This is a genomic window from Sphingobacterium sp. BIGb0116 (assembly GCF_024808035.1).
GTDB lineage: Bacteria > Bacteroidota > Bacteroidia > Sphingobacteriales > Sphingobacteriaceae > Sphingobacterium > Sphingobacterium paramultivorum.
In genome coordinates, this window is the sequence record NZ_JANUDT010000001.1 from 1,383,581 (window position 1) to 1,409,219 (window position 25,639).

A 25,639-nucleotide genomic window follows, 5' to 3' on the forward strand; every position below is an offset into this window, starting at 1 on the left:
TTGTTTTTTATAATCCTACATTGATTCCGATATTATATACCGCCTGAACCGGGTACCCCAAACCATCACCGCCCATTTCAGGATCCCACATTTTAAATTTGCTCCATACAGCAAGATTCAGGGCATTGGTATAAATGCGGATATTGGACATCTTCCAGCGATCCAGGATCTTCTTTGGTACCGTATAGCCCAATTCAACAGATTTTAGGCGAAGGAAGGCACCATTGCGCATCCACCAGGTCGAGAATTGATTATTGTTGTTATTGAATCCGTCGGTCAATCGTGGCCAAAATGCACGGATATCCTGATTATCTTCCGACCAGTGACTATCGGCCACCTGTTTTAACAGCCCATTTTGATAGGGGCCATTGATGGCGAAAGGCGTAATATTTCCGGGATTAATAAAAAACGATGAACGTGCAGAGCCCTGTAGGAAAGCACTGACATCAAATCCTTTGAAACCGACGGTGAATCCCATACCGTAGATAATTTCAGGATCCGTTGGAAAACCGATGGGCACTTTATCCAGATCAGTTATTTTGCCATCACCGTTAATGTCACGGTATTTGATATCACCGCCCATTGTTTTCAATGCTCCACCAAAATTTTGCAATGGCGAATTATCGGCTTCAATATCATCTACAAATAAGCGTTCGGCGATCAAACCATATTGTTGTTTAATCGGATAACCTAAATGTGTCAGGTAAGATAAATTTGCCGGATAGTTTGGCTCTTCGTTGGTCAACAAGCGATTGGTCGCATAGGTCATATTACCGCGCAACTGCGTCCACCAGGTATTTGCAAAGGATTTGTTGTAATCCAGCGCCAGGTCAAATCCCTTGCTTTCCGCTTTGCCCATATTGGATTGAATATCGGCCTGAAAACCTGCAGTCGTCGGAATCGTTGAGCGTACCATTAAGATATCACTTCGCTTGGAGTTGTAGTAGTCAAAGACAACACCCAATCCATTTTTAAGATTCAGATCAAAACCTGCATCAAATGTTTTGGCACGCTCCCAGGTAATATTGGGATTGGCGTAACGCGAGATGGAATAACCCGGTCGGGTATAATCCCAAAGATTTCCCCAGGAAAAGCCTTTTCCATTATCATTTGGATTAACCTGCGATAAATAGAAAAAGCGGTCGCGGTCGTTACCGATCTGGTCGTTACCCACCAAACCGTAGGTTGCCCGTAGTTTTAAACGAGATACCACCGGTGTCATAAATTCAAACATCGGCTCTTCCTGGAGGTTCCAGCCTACCCCAAAAGAGGGGAAAAAGCCAAATCGTTTATCTTTAGAAAAGCGCTCGGAACCGTTGTAACCAAAGTTTGCTTCGAAAAGGTATTTATTTTTATAAGCATACGTTGCGCGTCCAGACACACCAATGTTACGTGCTGGCAGAGAAGCCTGTAAATTGCCCCCGTTTGCTGTCTGATAATTGCGCATGATACCGATGAGCATACCCGTGATGTCGTGATCCTTTCCAATGGTTCGGTTATAATTGACCGCAAATTCGCCATAGGTCGTTGTATTCTGTATCCTATCGCCTTGACTGTAGTCCAGGTATTCCGTTCCCTGGTTTTCATTCAGCAAGCTCAATACCGTATTGTTTGTACCCGGTATTTTCAGCAGATTATAGTAGAAGGGCTCAAAGCTTCTGCGTACTGAAAAATACGAGTACCGTTGTGTATAAGCCATCAAACGGGCCGACAAGCCTTTTGTGATAAAATCAAAGTTCTGTTTCAGCTCCAATTGTACATTGACGGTTGAACTATTGTATTCCTGAAAACCGTTGACCATCTTGGCATAAGGATTATTGTACAAAGTCTTTGTCGTCGGTATAAAGCTATTTCCGAAGAGCGGATGGGTTGTAAACGGTGCGTAAGAAGCTGGATAGACTGCCGGGAACATCACCGGATTGGACCAGATGGCCTCTTTGAATACCCGTTGCCCCCCATTGATCAAATTACCCCAATCATCATAACCACCGATGGGTCCCTTATAATCGTCAAACTGTGCCGATGTACGGATAATTCCTATGGTCGTCGGGGTTACATTTAAAGTGATATTGGAACGTATCGAATAATTTTTGAGGTTAATGTTATTGTCAAAATTATTGCCGCTTTCTGATTTCAAAATTCCCCTGTCATTGTTGAAAGTACCCGCGACATAATATTGCGCCAGGTTTCCCCCGCCAGTTACGTTGAAATTGAAACGCTGGTTGTTTGTATAATCTTTAATCAATTGATCGATCCAGTTATTATTTGGATAAAGTAGCGGATCGTCGCCCCTTGCGGTATGATCGATTTTATTTTGGTCATAAGGCAAAGCCCCTTTGGGATTACGCGTCAATACCGCTTCATTTGCCAGGTTCATGTAGGTAATGTTATCGGCAAATTGGAAATTTCGTGTATTGGTAGAAATTGAGTTTTCGAAACGCGCATTAAATTTTGCTTTTCCCACGATACCACTTTTGGTATTCACCAGAACCACACCATTTGCACCTCTGGCACCATACAATGCAGAGGCGGCCGCATCTTTCAGTACCGAAAAACCAGCAATATCATCGGGCTGTAGCCGCGCTAAAGCTGTTGTATTCGATTCCATCCCATCGATCAGAATCAAGGGATCTTTTTTTCCGGCACCAAAGGTCCCGACACCACGAATAAAGAACGAGGCATTATCATTTCCGGGTTCACCACTGCGCTGATACGCAATTAAACCCGCTACCCGACCTGCCAGCATGGTGGTCAGATTGGAGGTAGGGCCTTTAATTTCTTTTGGATTGATCGAGGTGATCGAAGCGACCATACTCGTTTTCTTTTGTGTGCCATAAGCGACGACAGTCACTTCATCCAGGTTTGAACTTGATGAAGACAGAAAGATGGTCATCCGGTTGGTACTGGTGACCTGAACAGTTTTTCGGTCGAATCCGACTGAAGTCAGGACAAGCTGATCATTGAGGTGTACATCTTTGATCAGGAACTGCCCCTGTGCATCCGTTGATACAGCAGCGCTTTTTCCCACAAAAGCGATTGTAACATTGGAAATGGGTAAATGTCCGACACTATCTAATACAACTCCTCTTAATTCAAATGATTTGGACTGTGCGTTTACAAAGCCCGTTAGCAGAAGAAAAAGGAAGACAAGACTACATCGCTGCCATTTACAGATTCGGTAATACATGTGGTAGATCATAAATTGGTCTTCTTATAGATTGGTTATTAGTTTATAGTATAGCGGCCAGTAATCTATACTATTCTATACTACTTTACAATAGTAAAAACATTTTCTGACATGGGCAAATATTTTTTTCAATAATAGGTTCAGGCTGTGTGTCATAACTAGGCTAGCGAGCCACTATTTACCACGAGGAAATAAGGGAAAAATAAAGCGGGATGTACAATCATGGCTGATTATACATCCCGCTTAGTAAATAATTTAAAAAATTTTGATCACAAAAAAAGGTAGGCCTAGCCTACCCTTTTGTCAATGAGTGATGATATTTTAACGTATGATTGAGTGAATGTGCGGTCTGCCGGGCATCGTCCTGATAGGACGATAAATCTTGGCAGGCTCGGATATCTGCTACATCCACCTTGTTTCTTACTTTGCTGATGACCTGATTTAATTCCGATTTCCAGTTGCCTGGATCGCCAAAATCGTCCACCCAATTTTTGTTGATAAACCTTTTATAGTTCAAAAGCAAAATATACAATTCCTCACCACTACCGGCGCGATTGATTGACGTGCGCCAGTTCTCTAATTTTTCTTTAAAACTCATAACCAGCAATATACAAAAAAAATATTACTTTTTCAAATTAAGGAGCTTATACAGCCTTTCATTGACCTGGATATGACATGACTCGTGTTTTTTTGACCGGTAGCCCTTGCATTTCACGGATAGGACCTCAATTCCCTGTCAAGTAATATTCAGAAAAACTATTATATTTACTGAGCGAGGGTTTAGCACCTATGCGTTTCCTACAGGGGTAAAGACATTATTATGCGTTATTTTGATTTTGACGACAGCAAATACGGCTTCCCTTAGCGATGGATGCCCATCGGTTCGAGGATAATACCGATCTGATTTTTGAGGCCGGTCCGCACACCATCAACTTTTTTGAGATCATGTTTTTTGAACAGGGAAGCGGTGTGGCCTATACCAATGAAAAACGCATCGAATTATGCCCAGGTACGATCTTATTCACTTCGCCCAATCAGATTAAGCAATGTGACTTTGATAAAAACGGTGTCAAAGGATTTCATTTAATCTTTAAGCCCGAGTTTTTGGAATCTTTTTTTCAGGATAAAACACTGGTATACAAACTCCCCTATTTTTACAACTATTCGTTTGCACCTTATATTGTCGCGATGGGCGTCGATTTTGAGTTGTTCAAATCCATGCTCTCCGAAATTGTTTTTGAAATCGGCGCGTTCCGATCTGACAGTCCCAATATGATTCGCGCATTACTTGCCGGTATTTTACTTCGACTGGACCGGCTATTTCGTGCATTTCACTATATAGCCAACGAAAGCGCGAACAACAATTTGCTCACTCGATTTAAAATGCTCCTGGAAGAGCATGTCAATTCCAACCTGAACTGCAACCAATATGCTAGTTTACTAAAAATACACCGCAATGAGCTGAATCACAAAATCAAAGCCTACACTGGACATAGTCCGATCACCCTCCTCCAACACCGAAAAATACAAGAAATCAAACAGCGGCTTGTATTGGACGAACAGTCTATCGCCCAAATTGCCTTTGAACTTCATTTCAGCGATCCTAATAATCTTTCCAGATTTTTCAAAAAACTGACGGGTTTATCTCCTTCCGCATACAAGCAGAAAATGCAAAATGATAGTTTTTCATAAACTTGTGATATTTATTCAATGACGCAGCAGGCTACCTTTGCATAGATCGTCATTCCAATTGCGAGGTGAGGATCTCCGTTTTAAGATTCATCAGCTGGATACCTGTATATTATCGAGCTACACAATGGAAAAATATGCTGAAACTACTGCTACTCTCTTGTTCACTGTATGGGCTATTTACTACTCCACCTTACCGTATTACCGGCCGGTTGGTTGACCATCAGTATAACCCCGTTGGGTATTTTATTATTGAAACCTATGCGTCCAATAAGGAAAGGGAACCCTTGGCTTTATTAGGTCGGGATACCGTTAGAAATAGCAATGGCGAATTTAAAATACAGGTGATAAAAAAGGGCAGCTATCTCCTGAGAATAGCCGTTCCCGATTACACCGATTATTCCCTGTTTACCACGATCCAGGATTCCAGTTACTCCTTTCCCGAAATACACTTACAGCCGACCAAATAAGTGCCATCTATGCAACCTTGTGTTCAGCCTTTCGCTGTTAGGCAGGTTAACTTACCAATCGCCCCTGTTTTTGCGATCGCATTAGCCTTCTCTAGGGTGATTGGTCGTAATCGCGTAAGGTATGGCTAGGGGCTTACTAGCCCCCTTGCTTGCTTATTCTTTGCCTATTCTTTGCCGATTGGTTGCTATTTAATTACCATTTTAGCAGAGAAACAGCGAAGAAACACCAAAGAAACGGCAAACGAATAGCAAACCATTCTCGAAGCAGATACGAAGAAGACCCGAAGAATAAGCAAAGAAACGGCAAACAAACAGCAGAGAAACAGCAAAGCATCGGCAAATAAATAGCAAACAGATCTCGGAAAAAGTGCAAGATAGCGTACAAAAAAATTTAATTAATGACTAAACTTTACTAGTATTACCGGGTCTCATTAACAAGAGTACACCATGATTATTTGCTTTCAAATTTAACCCGATGCCCTATATGATGACAAAAGTCCCATTTAAAACCATGCTCGTTCTTCTTTTGTTGACTACTGCCACACAGGCTATTTGTGCAAATATTGCGCAATATAACCGTACTGCCCTTTTCCTTCAGGACCATCTGGGCGATGGTTACAGCAAAATCGGATCACGCGTTTATTATCGCGGTAAAGAAATTCCGAACGCCAATGCCGGTTCATTTCAATTTTTAGGTTCGGGTTATGCAAAAGATACCTGGAAGGTTTATTTTCGAGGAGCAATAATAACTGATGCAAGCCCGTCTACTTTTCAATTCCTGGGAGACGGTTATGCCAGCGATGCCTGGAAGGTTTATTTTTATGGTAAACCATTATCAAATGCAACAGCGTCTTCCTTCAAGATACTGGGAAATGGTTACAGCAAAGACCCCTGGAAAGCTTATTATTTAGGCAAGGAAATTAATGGAGCCAATGCTTCAAGCTTTGAAAATCTCGGCCGGGGTTATGCAAAAGATAATTGGTCGAGCTATTATAGGGGCGAAAAGAATGATAAATTTGCTGGTCCTAACACACAGCCCCTTGGCGGTCAATACACCAAGGACAATTGGTCTGTTTTTTATAAAAATCAGAAAGTGGAAGAGGCTTCTGCTTCAACCTTTGAATACCTTGATGATGGCTATGCCAAAGATGCGTGGAATCTTTTTTATCGCGGAGTCAAAGTCGAGGGTGGCAGCCCCAACTCGTTCAAATTAATCGGAAACGGCTATGCAGCAGATCCCTGGGTAGTTTATTATCAGGGGGTAAAAGTTAAGGGTGCCTCGCCATCTACATTTAAAGCGCTTGGAGGAGGTTATGCAAAAGACTCCTGGGCAGTTTTCTATCGCGGCCAGGAGTTAAAGGGAGCTGGTGCTAGCACTTTTGAGTACTTAGACAACGGCTATGCACAGGATACATATACGAAGTTTTATCGCGGCGAAAAATTGGATTAATTCATTCTATAATAATGTTAATACCGACCATTTTGGCCTTGTATTTAATCTTTTCGATAAGGCCATAGTAGCTCCAGTTACGCAACAGGAATTCATTGAACAATAGCCAATCCACGGAAAGATAGCATAGCTGCAGCAAACGAAGATCAGAGGGTGACCAAGTTCGGTCTTTTTACAGTGCTTGTTCAGTGCTCGTTCAGTGCTTGTTCAGTGCTTGCTCAGTGATGACTGAATAAACACTGACTGATTACTGTCTAAATACTGATTGAAAATTGTTTTTAGGTATAACTTGGTAGCAGTATGTTTCCGTTGATCTCAAAATTATATGCGGTAAATAGAAGCATTGTTTACCGAAAAAAAGCGGGGAACAAATCGTTTATTCCCCGCATAAAATAATGTTTAGTGTCTTTTAAGGATTAATGACCAAACTATTTCCCAGGCCGGTCATAAATACAGGACCTATATTTTGGGCTTTCAGCAGATCGCGGTGTTTTGTATCCAGTTTAGGCGCCCCTGCATCTGCTGCTGTAGCAAAAGGATAATTTCCCACAAAGGCACCCAATACCGGGCTACTACTCGTAGGCTCATAGATGCCATCTGTTGTTAGCGTATACTGTGGATTAACTCGGGTAAATCCAGCCGGCAGCTGTTGACTTGTCGGTACATCGAAAACAATGTTTCCCTGATACACAAAATTGACCGGTTGATCGGTAAAGGTCAACATGGTAGATTGGGCAGATTGAGAAACCACGTTATTTGCGATATTCCCATCCGTTGGCGGCAATGTCCGGCTATTGCCACCTTTACCTGAACCTATATCAAATGACTGCTTACACTTGATCATTGTATTGGCAACAACTTTCACGCGTTTTACCTGAAAGTAACCGCTTAAAGGTGAATTTGGTACACCGTCCATAATGGCCAACGCAGCTTTTTGTCCCGTGCCGGCCATATTTTGGAAGTAATTGTTGTAGACAAGATGATCTTCACCTATGATACGAATACCGCCAGCGGCGCTATTGCCATTACCTACAAAATAGTTGCCATAAACGGCTGATCCATTGCCATGCCGCAGACATAAAGTTCCTTGGCTTTCATAGAAATAGTTGTTGCGGATCGTATCGGCCCCCATCTTATTGGATATAATTTCCGTTTCACCGTTACAGCGCTGAAAAATATTATCTTCAATGGTTGTCAGTGCATTTGTCATCGACCAGTCGCTGGTTCCGACACGGATGGTTTCCCCACCATTATCCGGTACCGCAGCACGCTCGCCAAAGAAGTTGTGATCAATTCGGTGTTTCATTGGTTTACTGGTCCCCCATACGACCATGGTCGGTCCCTGATGGGTCTTTCCTTTTAAATAGCAGTGGTCAATGCGATGATAGGAACCGTTAATGGAAACCCAACGATAATCTGTCGTTGCTGCCGGCGGATTATAGTCCACAATTGACGTATTGGTAAGGCGACAGTTTGAAGAGGAAGAAGTGAAATCCACCACATTTTTGCCTGTCGTATACCCTTCCTGGAATACAAGTCCATCCACAACTAACCATTGTCCCGTGATACTAACAGAAGAAGTACCTTTCATGATAACTGCCCCCCGCTGCTCTGCTATCAATACAATAGGCTGCTGTTTTGTCCCCTGAGCACTGAAGGTTAGTTCCTGATTGGTCCATTGGCCGGACTTCATAATGACCGTGTCTCCGGGCTGTAAGCTCAGTGCCTGAAGATCCGCTGCCGACTGAATGCTGTGGCATTGCACACAAGCAATACTGTTTAAAGTGAGTTTTTCGGCTGGCGATTTCTCACAGCTAGTTCCTACCGCCAATAGCAGCAGAAGTGAAGCAATAACTGAATTCTTTTTGATCATATTTAAATTTGTTTAAAAGGTTCTTTCGTTAAAGTGCTCCCGAAAAAGGATAAACTGTTGTATTGCCCTTGCTTCCAAAGACATGAACCACGCCATTGGTCACAATATACCCCCCGGATCGATTGGTTGTTTTATTGTTAATCTGAATCGGCGCCAAATCACTGTTATTGACCAGACGTAACACCATCAGCCCTTCCTGATCAAAACCTTTGCCTTCATTCATGTATCCCAATAAAGAACTTTTGCTGGCAACAGTGTTCGCTGGAAGCATCGTTTTGGCTTTTATATTTTCAATGGTCAGCTTATCGAAGTTGTAATTCCCTTGCAGCATAAGATAAAGGAAATAGTTACGGACATCATCTTTATTGTATTCTTCCCATTTTGTTGCCGGTCTCGTAATCGGTTTGCCTGTTCCGTCCACTCCGGTCACAATTGGAAAGTCAAAAAACAGACCTGCTGTCACCTTCTTCGTTTTAGTATCCCAGGTCTTTATGGCTTCATTATGTAAGAAAATAAAGGTTCGATCGGCTTTTTCAAATTCTTCCAATGGAATTCCTGCATATTCTAAGCCCTTCCGCATCCATTTGAAAACTGTATCCGTTGGATTTTCTACCGTCTCATACGATCGGTTCTCCAAAAATTTCCGTGCGCTTATCCCGATATTGGGATCTAAAGTTTTATGTTCGTAGTCGTAATCTTTTTGCAGTTCCAAATCGAAAAGTGAACAACTTGTCATTAATAGACTTGCTACGATGATAGCGCTATATGTCCATTTGGTCTTAAACATTCTTTTCATGACTCTCTGATTTAAATTCTTCTATTAATCTGTATATCCGGGATTTTGAACCAATGATTTATTGGAGTTTAAAACATTCCGATGAATAGGCCAATACACTCTGTTTGTTGGATCTAGGAATCCAGGTTTATCTAAATTACCCGCTTCTTCCTGTCTACGTTTCAAGATTGGGTCCATCACGTCCTTCACACGTCCAGTGCGCACCAGATCAAACCACCTTTTACCTTCACCAAAAAGTTCCAGACGACGTTCATCCAAAATCGCCGTTTCCAATTGGTAGCTTGTAGCAATAGATGCATCATTCGCATCATATTGTGGCAGGCGTGCACGCTTGCGGACAAAGTTTAAATATTTGAGGGCATTGGTTCGGTCACCGAGGCCATTCAACGCTTCGGCGTATAAGAGATACATGTCACTCAGTCGGTACATGGTCAAATAAACCGGGAGGGCCTGATTTGTCACCGGCCATGGATCCGCTTTGGTTGGATTTGCATCGGTTGGATACCACTTGATAAAGCGATCTCTCTTGTTGCTTGGCAATCCAAAATAGACATCCAATGTTTGTTGTGGTCTAATATCAGGACTTGGCGAGGTTGTCGTTTGTGGCTGAAACCAGGTTGCCCACACTCCTTCATCGACTATGATCTGCTTATTATTCGGAGACCACGACGTTTGCATACAGGCACAGCCATTTTTTATGTAGTCCCAGTGGATACTCCAAATCGTTTCTTTACTCGAAGTTGGATTGACAAAAATAGTCTTCCAGCTTGCGCCATCCTGCAAATTGGTTTCATTGGTTCCGGCATAGCTCACTCCTGTAGGAGACTTTGTCAAAAACAGGCGTGTGATCCATTTTGTTGCATTTTGATAGTCCTTTTTCCACATATACACATCGGACATGATCGCACATATTCCTGCCCCGCCGATTGTCCATAGGGCGTTTTTCGCATCTTTATCGACCAGAGAATAGGCTTTTTCCAGATCTGGAATAATGACCTCGTTCAATATCTTATCTTTCGGTTCACGTGCGCTGGCAGCGGGCTGCTGTACATCCTCATAAGGTTCAAGCCATATCGGAGCATCACCCCATACACGGACGAGATAGAAATAACACATCGCTCGAAGCGCATAACACTGCGCGAGATAATCCTTAAGCATCTCCGGGGTAATACGGCTATCCAACTCGGCTGCCTTTGGAATATACTTGATATTGTTATTGATACGCCCAATGGCGGTATAGAGCCCGCTCCAGTCTGAAAACTGGTTGGTTGGCGTAAGGCTATTTAATACGATCTCGTCCACATAGTCTTTGGTGTAACTAATTGCACGGTCAAAATTATCGGCACGATACTCGCCCCAATACAGGTATTTTTCGAGATAATTGTCTTTGTTGTCCTGATAATTTCCCTTACCTACCATTTCGAGCTGAAAGGCGCTATACATTCCGGCTATTGCGGCCTGCACATCGTATAAGTTTTTATAATGCTGGTCTAGCGCAACTTCGGCCAGCGGTTTCTCTTCCAAGAATTTGTTACAGCCTCCCAATGTAGCTGACAGCAGTAACAGTGCTAAGATCTTTGTTTTCATGTCAAAAATATTTTATCTGTCCCATCCTTCAGACGGAACTTACCCTAATCGATAAATGCTAAAAATTGATATTTACGCCAAATCCAAACTCCCGTCTCCTCGGATAACGGCCATCATCCTCTCCCGGTGTCAGCGGATTGTTTGTACTGAATTCGGGATCGTAGCCCCTATAATTGGTCCATGTCAACAGGTTGCTTCCATAAACAAAGGCTGTAAGCCCTTTCATTTTTAATCTGTTGATCAACTGCGGATCGAAGGTATAGGCCAACCGTGCACTTGACAAACGAACAAATGTTGCATCTTCGATATAAAGGCTATTCTGGTTAGTTTTTAGGTTTCCACGGTTGTTTCTCTCCACATAATTTGGATATTTGGCCACATCGCCGGGTTTGCGCCATACATTATAGACCATATCCGGAGAGCCTGCTCCTGTGTTGGTCGGATAATTTTGACGTTGCAGCAGCGCATTGTAAACTTCACCACCAAATGAACCATTAAAGAGTACATTTAGGGTAAATCGTTTGTATCTAAAGGTCTGCATAAAACCAAAGTAGAAATTTGGTGTCGCATTGCCGAGGATCATACGGTCTTCGTCATTGATCAAACTATCTTTCTTATTGTTAAGCCATTCAGCATCTCCACCTTTCAGTTTACCATCGGGCGCATATAGCTGATGTACTGTACCCTGGTAATCGCTACCATTGAAGGTATAGACTGCTTTTCCATCACGATACATTGGTTTGCCCTGATCGTCAAGTACGAGTGTCAATTTCTCCCAATTATCATTGTAGGCATTGGACTCGTCCCAGGCATACACCCCTAAATTGCGCCAGCCGTAGAAATTTCCGATACGGCCGCCTTCTTCCGCGTACCATTTATTGCCCGGGAAAAATGGAATTCCATCGGCCAGCTTCACAATCTTACCGCGTTCAAAAGAAATATTACCATTCACTTCCCAGCTGAAATCACGTGTTATGATTGGTTTTCCACTAATTACAAACTCCATTCCGCGGTTGCGAATTGTTCCCAGGTTGACATTCACTTTTGCATAACCGGTTTCCTTGGCAAGCTCCCGTGGATACAGTAGATCTGTGGTGGTCTTGACATAGTAATCTGCCGTAAATCCTAATCGGCCATTTAAGAAAGTCAGGTCTAAGCCCACATTGTTCTGGGTGGTTGTTTCCCACTTGATCCGATTATTTCCAAATGTACTTGTCAATGCAGCTCCGCCGACACCATTATAAGACCCGCCGAAAGCTACTTTTGTATACGATTCATAATCGCCTACTTTATCGTTTCCAAGCTGTCCAATGCTGTATCTTAATTTAGCATCTACCAATGCCGGTTTCGCCCATTTCATGAAATTCTCGTCCGAAAAACGCCAGGCAGCAGATGCTGAGAGAAAGTTTCCCCATTTATTTGCCGCGCCGAACCGCGATGAACCATCCCTTCTGTAGGATCCCTGAACAAGATAACGTCCTTTGTAATTGTAGCCAATCCGGCTAAAAACAGAGGCAGATGCGTTGGCCGTTGCTGTGGTATAGGTTTTTGACGGCGTGAGGTAATCTGGAAAAGTCACCAGAACTTCCTCATTGACGCTATTCATATATTCAGAATGAAAACGGTCATAGCGTCTGCGATCCGAACTGAATCCCAATAAGGCCGTGACGTTATGGTCCTGTGCAAAAGTCTTGTTATAATTTAGATAGGATTGAAACTCCCAGGTGAACGTTTTATTAAACTCGTTTGTTCCGCTATTCTGATCCTTGTTTGCCGATAAAAAACGTGGTGAGAATTGGGTATTCTGTAAATTGTCCAACCGCACATTAAACAAGGTCGTAAATTTCAGGTCGTCCCGAATTTGATAATCCAACTGATTGTTCAATTGCCCGGAATAGGTTTCATCGATATTTTTTTCAAACAAGGCGTTGGCGACTGGATTTCGCTTCGAACCGATGTAGCTTGTTAAAGATCCATCAGGATAGTAAATCAAGGAATAAGCCGGACGGTCCATCACGACGCGGATCGTATTGCCGATTGGAATGGTATTGCCTTTTTGCCATGAAAAAGAAATATTGTTGGAATACCTCAATTTGGATGAAAACTGATATTCAACATTGATACGTGACTGTAAACGCTTGGCGTAACTATTCAAAATAATCGATTTATCATCCAGGTAATTCAAACTGCTGTAGTAACGGAGATTTTTCTGACCGCCTGATACACTCATTTTGATTTCCTTCTTTTGAGCAAGATTTCCCAATAAGAGTCTTTGTAAATCGTTATCCGAATTGAAACTTGGGTTGATGGAATCCGTATTGGTATTGAGGCCTTGAATATATCGGAAAGCCCTTACTTCAGCAGAATTACTCACAGGGATATAATGAGCTAGACGGCCGAAAAGATGATTGTAATTGACATTAACCATGGGTCTTCCCTCTGATCCACGCTTGGTTGTGATGAGGATTACGCCATTGGCTGCACGCGATCCATAAATAGATGCAGAAGCAGCATCTTTGAGGACCTCGATATTCTCGATATCTGTTGGATTTATGGTGGCACCATCGGGGTTAATTACTCCATCGACCAAGTATAAAGGACCATTTCCCCCATTCAATGTGGAGGTACCACGCACCTGAATAGATCCTGTCGCCCCAGGTGCCCCACCACCGTCATTGACAATAAGAACTCCGGCAGCCTGCCCCTGTAAGGCATCAAAAAGGTTAATGGGCTGACGCTCTTCGATTTTCTTTGCATTGACGGAAGATATAGCGCCCGTAAGGTCACGTTTCTTTGCAACACCACCATAACCCGTAACAACAATCTCATCCAGCGCATTGTCACTATCTTCCAAGGTGACATCAAGTTGCCGCTGGCTACCGACAGTACGCTCCTGCTCTTTCATGCCTACTTGACTAAAGACAACGGTACTGGATGATGCAACCTCCAGCTGATACTTCCCCGTGGCATCTGTACTTGTCCCCTGACTTTTCCCTTTGATACGAACAGTGACTCCCTGCAATGCCTCTCCTTTTTTGTTGGTCACCTTTCCTGAAAGCCGAATGTTTTGTTGGGCAAAGACCGGTAAGGCTATACTCCCCAAGGCTAGAAATAGGAAGAGTACAAAGCACCCCATTTTTGTGATACTTTTTATCATAATAAATCAGTTTTTATGGCGATTGTCTATCATGAGAAGATGATCGATAACCCGGCCATGCATTTAATAAATTGGTTATTTTTTATAATCAGTTACCTCAAATATCAGTCAATCCGCGAGGTTAAACAGTGTATTTTTTGGTCTTTTTAGCAGTAAAAAATGGTTTTTAGGCGCTTAAAACATAGATTATTGTTCAAAACAATATCATTGCCCCATAAATTCAAACTTTACTGTACCTATCGTATTCGGTTTATTTTTGTCTGGTGCCGAGATATCGCCTTCCAGTTTCCCGGACGCATTTCTTTTCAGGACTATCCTACGCCAAGAATAGGCCCCTTTTTCATAATCGAAACTCAGACCATCATCGTCATACAGGTTATACATCCCCTCCTTCTCCCCATAATGTCGGATAATCAGGTTCACTTTTTCTCCTGCTGCAGGCGCATGAAGCCGTGCTGTCGTCATTGGAATAATGCCACCATCTTTTACATAGACGGGTATCCGATCGTCTTCGGGTTTGGCAACGATTTCCTCGCCATTACCGACATAACGGCCCGAATAGAAATCATACCAGTTACCCTTAGGCAAAAGCACCTTTCTAGTCGACTCGCCTGTAAATAAAGGCGCCACCAACAGATATTCGCCACACATGTACTGATCTTTTACCTCCTTGTTTACCGCTTCCAGATAAGGATTTGTTTCCAGATCCTGATTGCTCAGGCTTGCGTTTGTTTGCCCCTGAAATCCCTCTTCCAGCACCATGGCCCGAAAGGGAGGAGTTCCTTCAAAATGATATTTTGCAAATTCAGAATAGAGATAAGGCATCAATTCCATCCGCAATTGCGCATAGTACTTCACTTTTTCGGCCACTTCAGGAAAAGACCAGGGTTTTGTTCCACTCGACCAAGCATTGATCATGGCCATTGGTGAGAATACAACAGTCTGGAAACGGCGCAACCATTCCTCGCCTGTCTTGGAGCCCCTCACCTCTGGTGTCCACAGTACGCCGCAAAACCCGCTATTGACCAGTGCAGTGATGAAGTCCTGATGGCTATAATAGTCGTTATAGATCACATAGGGCATGTTGTTGGCTCCGGCGTTGGATGCACGCACCAGTCCAAACGTCCGTTTGTTGTGCTGGCGGTATAGACTGTCGGTCAATTTTTGTGCAAGTACACCATAGGTTTGCCGCATTTGTATCCCACTGATACCCGAGGGAAATTTAGCCATATCGGGCCAAAGGTAATAGTCGTAACCATCGACTTCATCAATCTTATATCCGCTGATGCCAATATCGATCTGCGAACGGCTCAGTTGGCCTGCAAGGATGCGTTTTGCGTCTGGATGATTCAGATCAGGGACAGTCCCATTCCACACCGTATGCGAGCCGGTAAAAGGTTCAATCGCTTTACTGACAGGAGATTCTGGAGAGACATAAGGGTTTGTCCATAGGTTCAGACGCACACCTTTATCGGCCAGTTTCTTTACCAAGGCTGCCGGGTTTGGAAAACGTCCCTTATCCCACTCAAAAGAACAAGGGTAAGCCTTGGACTGCCAGCCGGGTTCGAGCCCAATAAAATCAAGCGGGAAGCCATGTTCCTCAAATTCCGCCACCTCCTTGATCACCTCATCTGCCGTATAAAGCTTTTGTACACGTTGTGTAAAACCAAGCCCCCATTTCGGCGGCAGGGCACCACCGCCACAAAAGAGGTTATAGCGTTTTATGGCATCGAGCGGATTGATGCCTGCAAATACATAAACTTCCGCCCCTTCTGTAGGGACGTATACTTCCACCGCATCGGAGTAAGGCCGGGAGTTCCAACTTTTATCGGTATTGCGATCTTTTACTTCTGCAGGAACTTTAGCATCTTTCCGTACGCCTGTTCCCACATAATACGTTAAATATTGTGCTGAGTTGACCAATACACCATATCCTCTGGAAGAGACGTAGAACGGAACAGGTGCATGGGTGCGCCCATTATCTTTGCCACCGTAATGGTCGACATGCAGATTAAGAATCTTCCCCCGCTGATGTACCGTCTGAAAATTAAGTCCCAATCCGTAGATCTGTTCATTTTTTTGCAGCGGGAACCGCAGGTATGTTTTACCATCGATCAGTTCGGCATGCACCTCCATCTTGGGTAATGGAAAATCGACAGACTGCAACCGTTCGAGGGTCGCAGCCTGAGGTGTCGTACCTGCCGCAGACAGCAGCATATAATTATCGGGTTTGCCAAATGTTCCTTTCCATACACCGGGGTATTGTTCCTGCCAACGAATATGTTGTGCCGATGCTGCTGTCGCAAACAAAAGCAGCAAAATTGTCCATAATCTCATCATAGCTGGTTATTTTTTTAATAAAGCATACACACACCAAAGTATGGGCGCCTGGCCGTGCATATCCCCTGTTTTCTGTTTTCGATCGAGATAGTACTGGTAATCATTTTTTCGGTTGGTACCCTCGCAGACGTTGCTGATATCACCATCTTTGTTGATGTAGCCCGTCAGAGCAATCCATGCCTTGCGTGCGATCGGCGTATATTCCTCCGCATCGAGCCATCCCTGTCTTATGCCCATAATAATGGCATAAGTGAACATGGCAGAACCCGAAGTTTCTACCCAGGATTCAGGTTTATCAATCAATTGCCCCCAAAGGCCGTCCGGACGCTGATACTTCTTTAGGCTTGTGATCATTTTGCGGTAAGCAGCCAATATTTTGGGTCTATTGGGGTTATCCTTCTTTAATGAAGAGAGCAATTCGCTCATTCCCGCGGCCATCCAGCCATTCCCGCGGCCCCAAAAGAAAGGTGCATCCGGTGCGTGATAAAAAAGACCATTTTCCTTTTGAATAGTATCGAGGTAGACAACCATTTCATGGGCTGCGCGATCAATATAGTGCTGATCTCCCGTTACCTGAAAGGCTTTTGATTGAATCATGGTAATCATATACATATCGTCAATCCAGTAGCGGGTCTGCCAGGTAAGTCCTTTATCGAGAAATTTCTGATAACCGTCTTTTACAACCTGAGGGGAGTCAATCGGAATGGACCATTGTGCATTTGCAAAACGCATTCCCATGGTATAGCATTTCTTGTTTTTTGTTTGCAGATAGATTTCCAGCGGAACCGTTCCAAAGACGGAAAAGTCCACATGCCAAGGTCGCGGAACAAGGTGCTTTTCCATGTCAAACAAAGGCATAAAGCGTTGTGTCAATTGCGTCAATAAGGTCTTATTGTTGCTCACTTCGGCATACTTCAATGCCCCATACCAGGCACATACTTCGGGATAAGTAATGTTTTTTGGTGGAGCTGGCGGTTTAAAACTGTTATGCGGACTTGCCACAAAACGTTGAGCCACGAGCTCACCTATTAATCTGGGGTCAGCCTGCGCCGGCCAATTAACCAGGCCTGTGCTTTGTGGAAATGCACAAAGAGACATGCAGACGCCAATACCCAGGAGTATGGACATACAGAACTGCTTCATCATCAGTTGGGTTTATAATTAAGTTATAAGCCAAATATCAGCAAGCCAGTCTGTATTAAGGGGGTAGTTTTTGTTCGTTTAGGTGGAAAGATTGATTATTATAATAGAAAAGATCAAGATATAATCTTGACCTTTTCTATTATCTCTTATACTATCTTGATATATACTACCTCATTAAATAAAGGTCATAACTTGGATAAACTATTACTTGATGTTCATCCTGAGATACAGTCGTTCCCCATTCTAATACAGATGAATTAGTATATGTTCCCAAATCATAGGATTGAACTCCTGTGGGAATGTTTATATTTAATTGCTGAACAAACGAATTATTGTGAAAAAGTGCTCCACGAAGAACAAATGGAGAAGTAGGGTAATATGGAGTTGTACCAGCCTGATCTTTATAGAATTTTGCTTCATATTTAACATCATAATCATTATAATCACAACAAGAACTATAAGATGATCTATCCTCTAGAATAATAGTGCTCAAAGCAACATAAAAAGACGGGGCTTTTAACGGATAAAGTGTTTTGAGAGCCAAAATATCATTTTGAGTAAACGGCCTATCTACGCCATCAGTACAAGCTAACATAAAGGAATTATACTCGGGAATCGTAGGAGTTCCTGGTATATGTACAGCTCCATCAGTTCCAGATCCTTCATTTGGATTTACATCAGTTTCAGCGCCACAACTAAACACACGATTCATATAATCGGTATGTCTTAAGCCTATACAATGACCAATTTCATGCGCCAATGTTGAAGCAATATCATACCTTATTGTATTATTATTATAGTAGTTGGTATTGACTAAAATACTATTATACGGGGCTCCTGATGATTGTGGAAATCCAGCTTTCATAAGGTACTTTTTCGGTGTGCTATTGTCCGCCGGGGTAATTCTTATTGAGGCAACATTTGCATTTTGAACCCGAATAAATTTTAGCGCAATGTCTAGATTGTTATAACGAGTGATAGCCTGATCTAATCCATTTCCAAGAACGTTATTTAATGAGGGATCTAAATAGAGAGAAATTGTTTTTGTGTAAGAACTGTGATCAATGAAACTAACAATATTTGTAGTACGATATTGTGATTTTTTACCTCCACCTGCTTTTGCAGAATTCAGTGAAGCATAAGTACTCAAATCATGTAACTTCACGACTTCAAGTAATTTTCTATTTGAATGATAATCGATATCCTCTTTAGAGAGAAAAATATCATTTTCAACTATAAAACCACCATCATCCTCATAAAAACCCTGCGATAAATCGAAACCCAGTGCTTTAAGTTTTTCAATATAAACATCATTTTGTGATATTTCAATCGAAGTAACATCAGCCTTATTACATGAATGTAATAGCAGAAAGATCCATACTAATGGAATGCATAAAATTCTTTTCATAAAATATAGTCAATTAATTATACACTAATATAATAAAACCAAGAAAACCATCAGTAAACAAATCGTTAATTAATCAAAAACACCTTTCTATTTATGAAAAAAAAAGAAAAAAACTAAACTTAGGTATAACTGAATGGTCTACGGAATTTTTTATTCAAGTAAAATGGATTGCGATACTCTCTAAAATACTGTCTATTATTAAATAAAAAAGCCGATCAAATCGATCGGCTTTTCGAGTTTTTAATGTAGTTAGCCTATCATTAATTAAAGATATAGTGAATACCTAACTGCATTGAGTATCTGGAATCAATACCTGTATTATTTCTGAAAGTCTGCTCTTTAAGATTTTGGTTAATAGTATAAGTAGGCTTATTGTTAGCCACACCCTGATATTGCATTAGGTTGGTAATATTAGGTATTTTCGTACCCCCTATTTGCTATTCAACACGTTACCAGCATTGATAATATCTAGAGAAACTTGTAACCTGTGATTATCTTTTATTTTTATCAAGCGAATTATTCGAGATACTTAATACCTATTTTGATTTTGCGTAATCAATTTACAATTAGAAGATAAAATATAAATTCAAAAGAGAAGAGAACTAAATGGATATAAAAAAAGAGGTCGCCATATTAGTTACAGCGACCTCTTTCTCTTAAATGGGTTATTCAGACTAGTTGAAGATATAACGAATTCCCACTTGTGCAGACCATCTTGAATATATGTCTTGCACATAATAAGGTACATTATTATTTATATTAGACAACCTGTAAGTAGGTTTCTTTGTAGTTCCTTCATATCCCGCAAATGTAACAGGTATAAAACTATTGTCCCAGAAACTTCCTGCCCCAGTATATTGTTTACCCCAATTGCCATTTAACAAGTTACCAACGTTCATGATATCAACCGAAAGCTGAAGTTTGTTTTTAGTGTTTCCGATGTTGGTAAACAAATCTTGCACAATTTTCAAATCAAACTTATGAGAAAATGGTGATCTAGCGCCATTTCTTTCTGCATATTGACCTCTTCTGGATTTTAAATAATCATTTGATTCGATAAATCCATTCAAAGCTTCCCATTGTTGCTGTGGAGTCTGATCTCCATTTTGAACAAAAGTAATTTCAGACTGATCCCTAGGAATGTACATTAAGTTGTACTGATTGCTAGATGAAGTTGCATAGCCAGTTAAGTTACCTCCAGCTAAATAAGAAAATCTTGCACCAGATTGGCCTGTATAAACAAGAGATATTGATGTACCTAAATGTTTAAGGTATTCTTTCGAGAAAGATAAAAATCCGATAACTCGACTTCCTGTACTAAATGGGTTATTCGCAAGGGTTACGTTGTTTGAACCATTTACAGAAGCTACTCTATACCAATTTGACTGATTTTGGGACGATGTACCAGAGATTAAATCTTTTGCAGCAGTATAAGTATATGCTACTGATGCATCCAAGCCAAATAAGAAACTTTTTGCCAAAGAAGCCGTTGTGGACCATGAATAACCTTTATTTACATTATTTACATAAATAACTTCCGTATAATTATCCAATACACGGCGGTTATTATTATTCGCATCATAAACTAAACGATTATCAGCTCCTTCTAAGGTTCCGATCGGACGTTCTAAGTTTAAATCTCTAAAGTTAAATGCACTCAAATTTTTCGAGTAAATGAACTCTAAAGTACCCTTAATTCCATACGGTAATACTTGATCAACTCCTCCTGAGAAACGCGCGATTTGAGGCAATTTCAAATTCTTATCAAGTACTGTAATATTTCCGGATGGTGTTACAGCTCCACTATATTTAGGCAACTTGTTAACGTCACTGATAAATGGAACATTTGCATCTGTACCATTACCGAGACTATTACCACCCAATAATGCACCACTTTGGGTAAATGCACCTGCCGCCCAAACAAAAGGAACCCTAGAAGTAAATATTCCCATTCCCCCACGTACAATGGTTGAACGATCTCTATTCACATCCCAGTTGAATCCAATTCGAGGTGAGAACATCAACGCTGGGCTTGGCATACGATTGGTTTGTACATTATACTGCTTTGCCAAAATCGAATTGTTAAAGTCAGTATTTTCCATTGGTTTATCCAAATATATTGGAATATCCACACGAACCCCTGCAGTAATTTTCAAATTATCCTGCATTTGAAATTCATCTTGAGCATAAAAACCTAACTGTACAGCATTAAACTTGGCGCCTTGACGTGGATCATCCGTGTTGCTATAACCATATTGCATACTATTAGCCATTCCACGCTCAAAGTTTTCGATCGCTGTATATGCTTTTCCGGTAGCCGGATTTATATCAGCTGCTTTGGAATCACTAAATACAAATGCGCCATTTGAATTCCCTGTATATGCATTGTACATTTTATAGAACTCATTGTGCGTACCGAAGGTTAATGTATGTAATCCCTTATACCAAGTTAAGTTATTGGACAAAGTATAAACATCTTGATCCAATTGATTAATATTAGTGAATGGGTCAACACCTAAGTAGTAGGTTCCCGTCACAGTCGTTAATTTTCCATTGACCTCCACTTGTCTAGGAACATTTATACGAACATTTGGAAATAACTGACCTTTATAGTTTCGTGCATCTCTTACGCGACTATATCCTGCAATAAAGCTATTAGCCAATGAATTATTTATACGGCTGCTTAATTCTAAAGTAAGAGTATTTGACTTAAAATCCTTTAATATAGCACCATTACCAAAAGTCAAAGAAGATTGTGTTCTAGTATTGCTTACATCAACGCCATCCACATAATTGTATCTCAAAGAAAGTTTATTTTTTTCATTGATATTCCAATCCAAACGCGTCATTACTTTATTAGATGTATTTTCATCTGCTAAGTCTGTATATGAACCAGCATCGTAATTATATTTACTTAATGCAATATCATAAATACGTTTAGCATCAGCATCTAATAGATTAGAACTTGAGGATCCTACAGGATAATTTTCTGGCGTATTATTTTTCGTATGTTCGTAATTTACAAAGAAAAATAACTTATCCTTAACAATAGGTCCTCCTAAACGCACACCGTATGTTTTTTCAGAAAAGTTTGCCAATTTAGTTCTCTCTTCACCATCTTTAACCAAAGATTTTGGGGTTTTTCCAGTAAAATCTTGATTTCTGAAATAATGATAAACCGAGCCCTGAAATTGATTTGTACCTGATTTTGTTACTGCGGAAATACCACCTCCAGCAAATCCACTAGAGCGAACATCGAACGGTGCAACTTGAACGGACATCTGTTCGATAGCATCTAACGATATTGGATTTGTACCACTACCACCACCGTTCAAACCATTTGCGTTAAGACCAAACACATCATTAGTAACAGCTCCATCAATAGTGAACTGATTGAATCTATTATTCATACCGCCAATTGAAACAGACTGTCCTTTCACATCTGCTTGCGGAGTCAATCTAGTAAAATCTTCAATTGAACGAGAAACAGTTGGTAAATTTTCCATCTGTTTTCTTGAAATAGAGGTTTCAGCACCAGTCTTCAAGTTTTTAGAACCGCCTGTTCTAGTTACTGTGACCTCATCTAAAACTGTCTCATTACTTCCAAAAGTACTATTTAAGACATAAGGCTGACCTAATTGTATATAAACATCATTATAAACAATAGGATTTTGTCCAACATAGGTTACTTCAATTTTGTAAGGTCCACCGACACGCATCGCTGGTAGGTTAAAACGACCTGCAGCATTCGAGGATCCAGAATAAACCGTTCCTGATGGCACATGCGTTGCCTTAATTGTTGCTCCCGAAGTTACACTGCCGTTTGCTTCTTTTACAATACCTGTAACGCTACTTGTCGTAACCTGAGCTTGTACAGCACCATAGCTGGCCATAACAAGAGCGAAAAAGAGTAAAGATCTTTTCATATAATGTGATTTGTTAAAAAATGTTAAGCAAAATTACTAAGAGATTTCAAATTACAAAGGACTTAATATAAACTTAACACACTAAACCACACATACTTCATGAAATACAGGCGATAATTACTATATTAACATACAATTTATCAGCAAAAAAAACGTTGTAACATGTTTTAAACCAGCATTCCCCTCCGCACAAACTGATCGAAAATAATTTTCCACATCAAATCCTCAAAAATCTTTTGTAACAACATTCTTCCAATCGGAATTTAACTTTTTAAAAATTTTTAACTAATTTCCTTTCAATCGAGACTTTTATTAAACAACTCAGTTTCTTGTCGAATTTGAGCCACTGTAACCTATTCTGATCGAAAAAATCAAAACGATTGTATAGACGTGATGGTTTATATAAAAACTTGTTTCAAAAGCCGAGAACTTTTCAGAAATTCGCGCACCTAATAATTTATGCTTCATGGAAGACGGTATTCAAAATTCTTCTTTTCAAGAACCTGCAGACATTAAATTGTCTCCGGCAGGACTCTCCTTCTTGGCTTCAGCGGCCAAATGGGCCAATTTTTTGGCCATTGTCTGTTTTATTTTCATCGGCATTTCTGCCATAACCATGGTCAGTCTAATCTTCGGAGCCAGTGCATTATCACTTGGGGCCGACGAATATGTAACAGCAGGGGCTTTATCCACATTCGGTGTACTTTACCTCCTGTTTCTTGCTTTCTTCTGCCTTCCCATCTATTACCTTTATAATTTTGGATCTAAAGCAAAAAAAGCAATAGAAAATCGCGACAGCATTCAACTCGAATTATGCTTAGATGCCCTCAAAAAGCATTACAAATTTATTGGCATTATGGTTATCATCACCATCGCCTTTAATTTTATGGGGCTAGTCGTTGGTGTTGTACTCGGCATTAGTGATGCTTTTGCGGGCGTATAATACTTTCATAAATAAGGCTTATAAAAAAAGCGGAGTATGCTAGGTGCATACTCCGCTTTTTCAATTGTATTGACTCTTTATTTTTTATAATATTTCATTGCATTTGGAATCAATCTCTGAATATCAGCTATACGTCGCTCATCACTCGGGTGCGTACTCAAAAACTCAGGCTGCCCTTTTTGACTACCCGATGCCATACGTTTCCAGAAGTCTACAGCCTCATTTGGATTATAACCTGCCAAAGCCATAATAATCAAACCTGCTGCATCCGCATCAGATTCATCACTTCTCGAAAATTTTAATTGCGCCAGGTTGCCACCTAAACCATACAGATTGTTAAAAACACCAAGCGTACTGTTTCCAGATACCCCTGCAGCTGAACCTAAAATCTGTCCTCCCAGCTGTAAAGCGATCTGATTCGAAGCCTGAGCTACAGAATGCTCCTCAATAGCATGTGCGATCTCATGTCCCATAACTGTTGCTAAACCCGCTTCTGTACGTGTTACCGGCAATATTCCGGTATATACCGCAACTTTACCTCCAGGCATACACCATGCATTCACATCATCGCTCTTCACCAAATTAAACTCCCAGTTGAAGTTAAATTGATTTGCGCGGCCTGTACTTTGCAAATACTGGTTAACCGCCGTTGCAAGCTTGTTACCAACGCGTTTCACCATAGCTGCATCTGCAGTTCCGGTTACTACTTTAGCGTTATTTTTCGATAAGAAATCTTTATAAGCCAATGCAGCTTGTTGGTTCACTTGATCTGCGCTGACCAATTTCAAATATTTTTTACCCGTAACAGCTGAAGTTGCGCAACCTGACAACCCCGATGCCAGTGTTACACACGCTAATACCATAGCCGAATACTTAAACACTCCGTTCATATGTATATATTTTCTTTCAATGGCCATATGGAATATCCGAGCGATGGTGATCGGCTTTCAGCTTTTCCAACATGGATATTTCACAATCAATTATTAAATACGTTTTAGAGGATGCAATTATTGTGCCTATTCTTTTTCCTTCGGCTTTTTCTTAAAGAGGTAAATTTTGGATTCATGTCCCTTTAACAGACGCTCTATATTCTTTTGATGGGTAATTAACAACAAGATACAAATGGCTATCCCATAAAGCAGCACAGAAGGTATGGTTGTTTTAAAAATAAAGGCCAAACTAAAAGGAAATGCAAAACCTGCTGAAATGGAACCCAGCGAAACATAATGGGTTGTCAGCAGAATGATGATAAACACTGAAACACAGACCAAAGCGGCAGGTGTATGTATAGCGAGGATCATACCACACAGTGTGGCCACCCCTTTTCCACCTCTAAATCCCGCAAATACAGGAAACAAGTGCCCTAATACCGCAATAACGCCAAGTGCCAACTGAAAGTTAACAAATTGGACATCGCTCGTATTTTGCCCCAGTTCTATTAAATAAGCCAGGTTTGTTGCTGTCCAGCCTTTAAATATATCTACAAACATCACGATCGACCCCGCTTTAGGGCCCAAGACGCGAAAGGTGTTAGTCGCCCCAGCATTACCGCTACCATACTCACGAACATCTACCCCATAAAATGCCTGTCCCAACCAAACTGCTGTAGGTATGGATCCAAACAAATAAGCTAGTAATACTGCAGTTACTAAATAAATTGATATCATTAA

Annotated in this window: 16 protein-coding genes; 4 read left to right on the forward strand and 12 right to left on the reverse strand. The window is 41.2% G+C overall.

All coding sequences use genetic code 11. The features are described from left to right. Window positions 1-7: 7 nt before the first annotated feature. Window positions 8-3,199, reverse strand: coding sequence for a TonB-dependent receptor (locus tag M2419_RS05795; RefSeq protein ID WP_200845693.1), 3,192 nt, complete (start codon window positions 3,197-3,199; stop codon window positions 8-10). Between the two features lie 280 nt (window positions 3,200-3,479). Beyond that, window positions 3,480-3,785, reverse strand: coding sequence for a hypothetical protein (locus M2419_RS05800; RefSeq protein ID WP_075993880.1), 306 nt, complete (start codon window positions 3,783-3,785; stop codon window positions 3,480-3,482). Between the two features lie 269 nt (window positions 3,786-4,054). Between M2419_RS05800 and M2419_RS05805 the strand changes: the two genes are divergently transcribed. The 3 genes from M2419_RS05805 to M2419_RS05815 all read left to right on the forward strand — a co-directional run bounded on the left by M2419_RS05805 (window position 4,055) and on the right by M2419_RS05815 (window position 6,796). Further along, entirely contained in the window at window positions 4,055-4,879 is an 825-nt protein-coding gene (locus M2419_RS05805; RefSeq protein ID WP_259254496.1) for an AraC family transcriptional regulator, read from the forward strand. 134 nt (window positions 4,880-5,013) lie between these two features. Next, on the forward strand, window positions 5,014-5,346 hold the full coding sequence (locus tag M2419_RS05810; RefSeq protein ID WP_153845189.1) for a hypothetical protein: 333 nt from the start codon (window positions 5,014-5,016) through the stop codon (window positions 5,344-5,346). 484 nt (window positions 5,347-5,830) lie between these two features. Continuing rightward, the gene (locus tag M2419_RS05815) at window positions 5,831-6,796 is read left to right on the forward strand and encodes a DKNYY domain-containing protein (RefSeq protein ID WP_182330862.1); all 966 of its coding nucleotides are present in this window, start codon (window positions 5,831-5,833) and stop codon (window positions 6,794-6,796) included. A gap of 409 nt (window positions 6,797-7,205) precedes the next feature. Here the strand turns inward: M2419_RS05815 and M2419_RS05820 are convergent, their stop codons facing one another. From M2419_RS05820 to M2419_RS05855, 8 genes are all read right to left on the reverse strand, one after another. Beyond that, the gene (locus tag M2419_RS05820) at window positions 7,206-8,669 is read right to left on the reverse strand and encodes a polysaccharide lyase 6 family protein (RefSeq protein WP_182330861.1); all 1,464 of its coding nucleotides are present in this window, start codon (window positions 8,667-8,669) and stop codon (window positions 7,206-7,208) included. Window positions 8,670-8,697: 28 nt separating this feature from the next. After that, complete coding sequence (locus M2419_RS05825; RefSeq protein WP_182330860.1) at window positions 8,698-9,465, reverse strand: hypothetical protein; 768 nt, start codon at window positions 9,463-9,465, stop codon at window positions 8,698-8,700. Window positions 9,466-9,489: 24 nt separating this feature from the next. Then, window positions 9,490-11,052, reverse strand: a complete 1,563-nt coding sequence (locus tag M2419_RS05830) for a RagB/SusD family nutrient uptake outer membrane protein (protein WP_182330859.1) — start codon at window positions 11,050-11,052, stop codon at window positions 9,490-9,492. 58 nt (window positions 11,053-11,110) lie between these two features. Continuing rightward, on the reverse strand, window positions 11,111-14,209 hold the full coding sequence (locus M2419_RS05835; protein ID WP_259254497.1) for a TonB-dependent receptor: 3,099 nt from the start codon (window positions 14,207-14,209) through the stop codon (window positions 11,111-11,113). 204 nt (window positions 14,210-14,413) lie between these two features. Beyond that, the gene (locus M2419_RS05840; RefSeq protein ID WP_259254498.1) at window positions 14,414-16,549 is read right to left on the reverse strand and encodes a TIM-barrel domain-containing protein; all 2,136 of its coding nucleotides are present in this window, start codon (window positions 16,547-16,549) and stop codon (window positions 14,414-14,416) included. 6 nt (window positions 16,550-16,555) lie between these two features. Continuing rightward, window positions 16,556-17,695: a glycoside hydrolase family 105 protein gene (locus M2419_RS05845; RefSeq protein WP_259254499.1), complete on the reverse strand. Its 1,140-nt coding sequence runs from the start codon at window positions 17,693-17,695 to the stop codon at window positions 16,556-16,558. Window positions 17,696-17,858: 163 nt separating this feature from the next. After that, window positions 17,859-19,100 carry a M57 family metalloprotease gene (locus tag M2419_RS05850; protein ID WP_153845182.1) on the reverse strand — a complete coding sequence of 414 codons (1,242 nt, stop codon included), beginning with the start codon at window positions 19,098-19,100 and terminating at the stop codon, window positions 17,859-17,861. 674 nt (window positions 19,101-19,774) lie between these two features. Continuing rightward, window positions 19,775-23,026, reverse strand: coding sequence for a carboxypeptidase regulatory-like domain-containing protein (locus M2419_RS05855; RefSeq protein WP_159731679.1), 3,252 nt, complete (start codon window positions 23,024-23,026; stop codon window positions 19,775-19,777). Between the two features lie 466 nt (window positions 23,027-23,492). On the opposite strand from M2419_RS05855, the gene M2419_RS05860 reads away from it, so the two are divergent. Continuing rightward, on the forward strand, window positions 23,493-23,969 hold the full coding sequence (locus M2419_RS05860) for a hypothetical protein (protein ID WP_159731681.1): 477 nt from the start codon (window positions 23,493-23,495) through the stop codon (window positions 23,967-23,969). 77 nt (window positions 23,970-24,046) lie between these two features. Here the strand turns inward: M2419_RS05860 and M2419_RS05865 are convergent, their stop codons facing one another. Beyond that, window positions 24,047-24,859 carry a M48 family metallopeptidase gene (locus tag M2419_RS05865; protein WP_153845179.1) on the reverse strand — a complete coding sequence of 271 codons (813 nt, stop codon included), beginning with the start codon at window positions 24,857-24,859 and terminating at the stop codon, window positions 24,047-24,049. A gap of 126 nt (window positions 24,860-24,985) precedes the next feature. Then, window positions 24,986-25,636: a glycerol-3-phosphate 1-O-acyltransferase PlsY gene (gene plsY / locus M2419_RS05870; RefSeq protein ID WP_075993893.1), complete on the reverse strand. Its 651-nt coding sequence runs from the start codon at window positions 25,634-25,636 to the stop codon at window positions 24,986-24,988. Window positions 25,637-25,639 lie beyond the last annotated feature (3 nt).